Raw genomic sequence first — 6,000 nt, forward strand, 5'->3', positions numbered from 1 at the left:
CAGCGTGATTGGCTCTCGCCCAGCCTGCCTACGGGCATGAAGGAGGCTGCTTGCAGCCGTGAGAAGGCTTTGAAGCCACGTCGAGGCTTGCCTCGAGATTGAGATAATCGGGCCTTGTGCCTGTTGATGATCCACACACCCAGTGCAGCCTCCAAGCTGCCTGGGTGTTTTTTCATGCGCGGCGGCCAGGCCGGTGGGGGTACAGCTGGGCATGCGCAATGCTTCGCCGGTGCGCTCACCACCAGCATGGCGTGCGACGAACTCGACGCGGCCGCGCGGCCGCGTCGCAGAGGGTCCGCGCGCGGCCAGAACCGCGTCTACAAGGATCGGGGCGGCGCAGGCCAGCAGCGCCCGCGCTTCGGCGGGCGGCACCAGGCTGAACCGCGCCACCTACTTGCCGGCCGTGGGCAGACGCTCGAGCAGCTCGGCGTTCTGTTGCTGCAACGTCTGCAGCTTGCCGCGCATCTCCGCTAGTTCTTCGCGAACCTTGATGCCCTGCTCACGCGCAGTGGCCGCGGCGTCGCGCGCCTGGTCGAGGTCTTTGCTCAACACCTTGCTGGCGGCTTTCTCGGCGGCCAGGGCCTGCTTGATCTCGCCGAGCTGAGTTTGCAGGGCGCTTTCCAAGGCCGTGAGGGCCTCCAGGCGGGTTTTGGCATCCTCCACCTCAACCGTGAGCTGATCGGCCAACTGAGCGGCTTCCAAGCGACTTGCTTCGAGCTCGGCACGCGCGGCCTCCAGCGCTTCGCGCTCGCTGTTCAGGCGCGCGTTAGCCAGGTCGAGCGCTGCGGCCCATATGTCGGCACCGACCTCGGCCAGGCGCTCCATCACCAAGGGTGGGGCGGGCTCGCGCAACGGCGTGGACTTGTCGGCCTTGCGCGTGCGCCACTGGGCCATGGCCTCGCTGATAGTCGTGAAGCTGCCGCCGCCGACGGCCTTGCGCACGGCGGCGAGGGTCGGCGACTGGCCTGCGGCGTCGAGGGCGTCGGCGGCGGCCCAGATTTGTTCGGCGGTGATGGCCATGGGAATCTCCTGTAGCGCGTAATAGATAGTATGTATCATACTACAATCTACAAAATACAACAAAGGTCGTGGTCGGGGTTCTAAGCCAGAACCGCCGAAATTTCCGTCATCCCAGCTCCAGCCCCGCCACGAGCGCATCCAGGTCGATCATCTTGCCGTCGCTCTGGAAGGTGTAATGCCCGTTCAGCAGGATGTGCCGCCAGGCCGCCGGCGATATCTGGGTCAGGAGAGCGTGCGCCTTGGCGTTGCCGCTCGCCTCGTACTTCATCAGCAGCCGCGAGAGGATGGCCGAGTTGTAGAAGATGACCGCGTTGGCGATCAGCCTGGCGCACTGGTTGCTGATCTCAATTTCGATGTCGGTGCGCCCGGTCAATTCCTTCTTGCCGCCGACCTGGGCGATGGTTGAGCGTAGCTGGTGATAGGACTCGATGCGGTTCTGTGAGCGGTGAACGTTGCGCTCCAGTTGCGGATCGCGCAGGTAGCGCAGCGTGTAGATGCTGCGGATGAGCTTGTCGAACTCGAACACCGCGCGCCGCGTGGGGTTCGGCGCGGTGTAGGTGCATAGCTTGCGGATCAGCGTGCCCTGCGTCATCTCCTTCAGTCCGAGCGTGGCGACAATCTGGTCGAGGTTCGGCTTCTCGCTGACTATGAGATCGCGGTCGATTCTCCCGGCCGGCCGGATCAGGCACTGATCGTACAGCGCCGGATCGTCGGCACTGTAGAGTTCCTTCAACTGATCGCCAAGGTCGGTGAAGCGCGGCTCGAAACGCAGGCCGAACCAGTGCAGGATAGCGAAGTTGGCCTTGTTGACGCTGTGCATGTCGCCGGTGATCGCGGTCGGCACGATGTCCGACGTGTTGCGATACCAGATGTCGAACACGTGATGGGCCTCGTAATCGTGCGCGCCGATCAGGTAGCCGTTGAGCGGCACGTGGTTGCACAGCAGCGTGTAGGCGACCACGCCCTTGCCGCGCCCAAAGTATTTGCGCGAGTGGCGCGCTTTCACGGTCGGCCGCTCGACGCCGAATTTCTGACCATCGACGGCACCGTACAGTGCATCGAGGTCGAACGAGTAGTACGGGAAGATCGGCAGCGCGGCGATGGCGTTGCTGATGCAGTCGTTGGCCGCGTGCAGCGTTGCGTGGCGCAGGTACTGTTGGTAGGCGCTCTCCAGCACGTGGTACGGGATGTCGCTGGTGCGTGCCATGACCTGGTTGCCGTGGTTCATCGCCTGCGCGATGATGACCGCCATCAGGCTGTCGGCGTCGGCGACCTTCTTCGCATAGCGCGGCTGCAAAGGCGTCAGCGCCGACAGGAACTGGCACTGGCCGTTGACGAAGCGGAACACGTCGGCCACGTCGCAGAACGGCAGTTGCTCGTAGAACGCCTTCTCGCGCGCCTTCTGGTTCTCGCCCTTGGGCTTGCGCCATGTCAGCTTCTGCGTGTCCTTGTCGTATTCTAGGTGCGTCAGCTTGCCCTGCTTCAGCTCGCGGTTGAAGGCCAGCCACTGAGCGCGCAGCTCGGTCGCGAGCGCATCGAGCTGGGCATCGAGTGGCTGCCGCAGGAACGGGATGTCGATCTGCGCCAGCACGGCGGCCTTCTCATCCAGCGAAACCAGCTCGTCGGAAAAATGCCGGTGCTGCAAGCTGTCGTCGAGGTAGAGTTCACCCGACTGGAAGCGCTTCCTGACCTGGCGGTACAGCCAGAACTCGTAGCGGTCGGCATGCAGGTCCGTCGGCTTGCCATCGGCATCGAAGGTCAGCAGGTACGGTCGCAAGCGTTTCGGCAGCGTGGCCGCTGGACATTCGGCGAGCGGCCGTTGCGATAGGCGCTGCTGTTTGGCGAACACGTCCTTGGCCCAGGCCAGCGCCACGAGCCACGGGCTGCCCGGATCAGTGCCAGCGAGGTCGAGCGCGACATACAGCGGCCGAAGATGGCGGCGGATGCGCTCAGCCAGGCCGTCCACCGCCTGCCAGTGCAAAGCCAGCTTGCTCACCGGCTTCACGCTCATGCGCTGCGCGGTGGTTTGCAGCGTATCGCGGGGCATGATTTTGTAGGCGCGCTGGCGCACATCGCCGAACGGCGTGGGATCGGGCACGCTGTCGTCGATGTAAAGCGACAGCAGGCGGCCGACCTGCGGTGTGTCTTGCTGACGGCGCACCTGCTCGGCGACAAAGGATTGCTTTGCGCCCGCACTGCTTTCGTCCTCCAACTGCTTCATGTGGTAGGCCATCGCATCGACCAGGTTGTCGGAAAGCTGCCGGTAGCGCACCCAGGCATAGCAAAGCAGGTAGAGGTAGGTCTGATCGGCCTTCAGGTTGCGTAGATCGTGGACGGTGTAGAAGTTCGCCAGGCTGGCGTAGTACAGCAGATTCTGCTGCGAGACGCCGAGCTTGGGCAGCAGCGCCTTGGCGATCCGGTGCAGCGGCTCCAGCGTGGCGCGCTTTTCGCGTTCGCGGGCCATCTGACGCCAGCCAAAGTCCTTGGCGTCCTGCTTGAGCGCCGCCAATTGCGACAGGGTGTCGTCACGCACTAGAAGCCGACCCAGCGCGGCCTTGGCCGATTCGTCCAACACTTCCGACAGCAGGCCAGCCAGCCGCCGACGCTCGGCGGACAGGGCTTCGCTCACCAGCTCTTGCAGGGTGGTATAGCCGGGCCGGATGATCTTGTGCTCGTTTAGCCAGACGATCAGCTCGGCGGCGATGAACCCCGGCATCACGTCGCGCCGCACGGTCTGCGCGGCCTGCTGCGCGAGCTGCGCCAGGAACTCGGCCGCCCACGGCCGGTAGCCGAACAGATCGGCAATCCACTCGCGCTGGGTGTAGTGCTCGTGCTTGGAGATTGGCTTGTGCTCGAAGGACTCGCCGTGGAAGTAGCGGCTCAGCACGAAGGCGCAATCGTGCTCGACCTCACTCCAGTCGAAGCGGAAGAAGGCATGCTTGGCCTTGAAGTAACCGATCTGCAAGATGCAATAGACCTGGGCATGGAGACCAGGCCGGCTGCTGGCGAGCGCCAGTTCGGTTTCAGTCAACGCCAAGTATTCCAGCCGCTGGGCGTCGTCGAAGTCCGGCAGGCCGTACAGGGCTTCCTGCTCGGCGTCCGACAGGACGGTCAATCGTTCGCTCTTGGTCGTCATCGCGATGACGCTCCACGAGAGCCCGTCCAACCAACCCGTGCCAGGGTCTCGATCAGCGTGGTTCGCTTGACGCCGAAGTTGCGGCACACCGCCGCCTTGGACATGCCGCCATCGAGCGCAGCGACGATGGCCTCCAGCTTCTCGCCGGTGATCGCCTGCGGCCGGCCGCCGATCCGGCCGCGTTTGCGGGCGGCAGCCAGACCGGCGACGACACGTTCCTGGATCAAGGCGCGTTCGTACTGCGCGAGCGCGCCGAACACCTGGAACAGAAACTCGCCCGAGGGCGTCGTGGTATCCAGGTTCTCCGTCAGCGAGCGGAACGCCACCTGCTTTTTCTTGAGCGAGGTCACGATGGCGAGCAAGTGCGACAACGAACGGCCGAGCCGGTCGAGCTTCCACACGACCAACACGTCGCCAGGGCGAACGAATTCGAGCGCCCGCGCCAGGCCCGCGCGGTCGTCCTTCGCGCCGGAAGCATGATCCTCGAACAGATGCCGCGCATCGACGCCGACGGCGAGCAGCGCATCGCGCTGCAAGTTCGTGCTCTGGCGGTCGGAGTCCGACGACACGCGCATGTAACCTACCAACATAAGCGGAAAACCATTAAGACGAGGTTTCCGTATGGTAGCGTCTGGCGACAGAGTTTTCCGCACAATTTTGCGGCCACTCGGAGGTTGGTGCAGAGGACCGTTGAAGGCCTGTCGAAAAACAAATGTTTTCCGACAGGCCTTGGCCTAGCGCACGCCCGCCTTGCAGCGTTCTGTGAATAGCGCTTAGTAATGACGGCGTATATACTTTGTTAGTATCAAGTGGCAGGAGGCCCCGATCATGTCAAAACAAGCCGTTTTCACGATGAAGCTGGAGCCTGAGTTGCGCGCCGAGTTTATGGCCGAAGCCGAGGCGGCCCATCGCCCGGCGTCGCAAGTGCTGCGCGAGCTGATGCGCGAGTTCGTTCAGCGCCAGCGCGAGTCGCGCGAGTACGACGAGTTCCTGCGCCGCAAGGTCGAAGCCGGCCGGGCTTCGATGCGCGCTGGATTGGGGCGGTCGAACGATGAAGTTGAGGCCGAATTCGCCGCACGGCGTGCCAGTGTGGCGAGCCAGGCGTGAGGGTTGTTTGGACGCCGAAGCGCAGCAAGACCGTGCCGATGTGTGGGACTACATCGCAGCCGACAATCCGCGCGCGGCGGCCCGGATGGATGAGATTTTCAGCGACGCGGCCGCCCGCTTGATCCAGCACCCCATGCTGGGCAAGCCGGGAAAGATTCCCGGACCCGCGAGTTGATCCCGCACGAAAGCTATCGCCTGGTGTATCAGATCGACGGCGAAACGGTGTGGATACTGACGCTGGTTCATACTGCCCGCCTGTGGCCGCCTGTGCGCGATTAAGATATGATCATGGCAACAATGAAACGGCGCGTTGACAGACTGCTTTCGAGCCAGACCGCGGTCGGCGGCAGGCGGCCAGTTGCGGACGGTCAAGCATCTTCCGGTAGCGGACGTTCAATAGTGTCTCTGACCTGCTTCGCTCCTCTATGAAGGGAGTCGCTGGCCCATCCGCGCACTCACAGCCTGCCAGTAGGCGCAATTGCAGCGCTCCGTCCGGCAGCGCACAGACTGCGGCCGTACGTCCGCGTAGGTCGCTTCAGCAGTTTCGATTCGAAAGTTCATGTGATGCTGCGGCGGTCGTCGCAGTTGCGCGGAGGCGATGATGCACAAGCACGGGATCGGCAGATAGGTTCTTCGAAGCTGCAAGAGTTAGAAACATTCACACATGAAAGATTGAAATGGATACACGATTATTTGCTTTCGTCGGCGCAGACATTGGCCCTTGGCGGATTGTCAGG

Annotated in this window: 4 protein-coding genes and 1 pseudogene; 2 read left to right on the top strand and 3 right to left on the bottom strand. The window is 63.4% G+C overall.

Annotated elements, in window-relative coordinates; all coding sequences use genetic code 11:
- Positions 1–390 precede the first annotated feature (390 nt).
- The 3 genes from CD04_RS0121170 to CD04_RS0121180 all read right to left on the bottom strand — a co-directional run bounded on the left by CD04_RS0121170 (position 391) and on the right by CD04_RS0121180 (position 4,746).
- Entirely contained in the window at positions 391–1,020 is a 630-nt protein-coding gene (locus CD04_RS0121170) for a DNA-binding protein (protein ID WP_031410464.1), read from the bottom strand.
- Positions 1,021–1,126: 106 nt separating this feature from the next.
- Positions 1,127–4,156, bottom strand: a complete 3,030-nt coding sequence (locus tag CD04_RS0121175) for a Tn3 family transposase (RefSeq protein WP_012077404.1) — start codon at positions 4,154–4,156, stop codon at positions 1,127–1,129.
- A complete protein-coding gene (locus tag CD04_RS0121180; protein WP_012435588.1) occupies positions 4,153–4,746 on the bottom strand; it encodes a recombinase family protein in 594 nt (197 codons plus the stop codon). The genes CD04_RS0121175 and CD04_RS0121180 overlap by 4 nt, the downstream gene beginning before the upstream one ends.
- 238 nt (positions 4,747–4,984) lie before the next feature.
- Here CD04_RS0121180 and CD04_RS0121185 point away from each other — a divergent pair, with 238 nt between their 5' ends.
- Both CD04_RS0121185 and CD04_RS25400 read left to right on the top strand, forming a co-directional pair.
- The gene (locus tag CD04_RS0121185) at positions 4,985–5,263 is read left to right on the top strand and encodes a hypothetical protein (RefSeq protein ID WP_011342941.1); all 279 of its coding nucleotides are present in this window, start codon (positions 4,985–4,987) and stop codon (positions 5,261–5,263) included.
- Positions 5,208–5,542, top strand: a pseudogene (locus CD04_RS25400) (type II toxin-antitoxin system RelE/ParE family toxin). Before CD04_RS0121185 ends, CD04_RS25400 begins: the two are co-directional and overlap by 56 nt.
- The last annotated feature ends 458 nt before the right edge of the window (positions 5,543–6,000 follow it).

Origin of the sequence: Thiomonas sp. FB-Cd (genome assembly GCF_000733775.1) — a bacterium.
In the GTDB taxonomy this organism is placed as follows: domain Bacteria; phylum Pseudomonadota; class Gammaproteobacteria; order Burkholderiales; family Burkholderiaceae_C; genus Thiomonas_A.

What these genes read in the sequence shown, in the direction of transcription:
- CD04_RS0121180 (WP_012435588.1), bottom strand. Translation starts at nt 4,746, where the DNA reads ATGTTGGTAGGTTACATGCGCGTGTCGTCGGACTCCGACCGCCAGAGC.
- CD04_RS0121175 (WP_012077404.1), bottom strand. Translation starts at nt 4,156, where the DNA reads ATGACGACCAAGAGCGAACGATTGACCGTCCTGTCGGACGCCGAGCAG.
- CD04_RS0121185 (WP_011342941.1), top strand. Translation starts at nt 4,985, where the DNA reads ATGTCAAAACAAGCCGTTTTCACGATGAAGCTGGAGCCTGAGTTGCGC.
- CD04_RS0121170 (WP_031410464.1), bottom strand. Translation starts at nt 1,020, where the DNA reads ATGGCCATCACCGCCGAACAAATCTGGGCCGCCGCCGACGCCCTCGAC.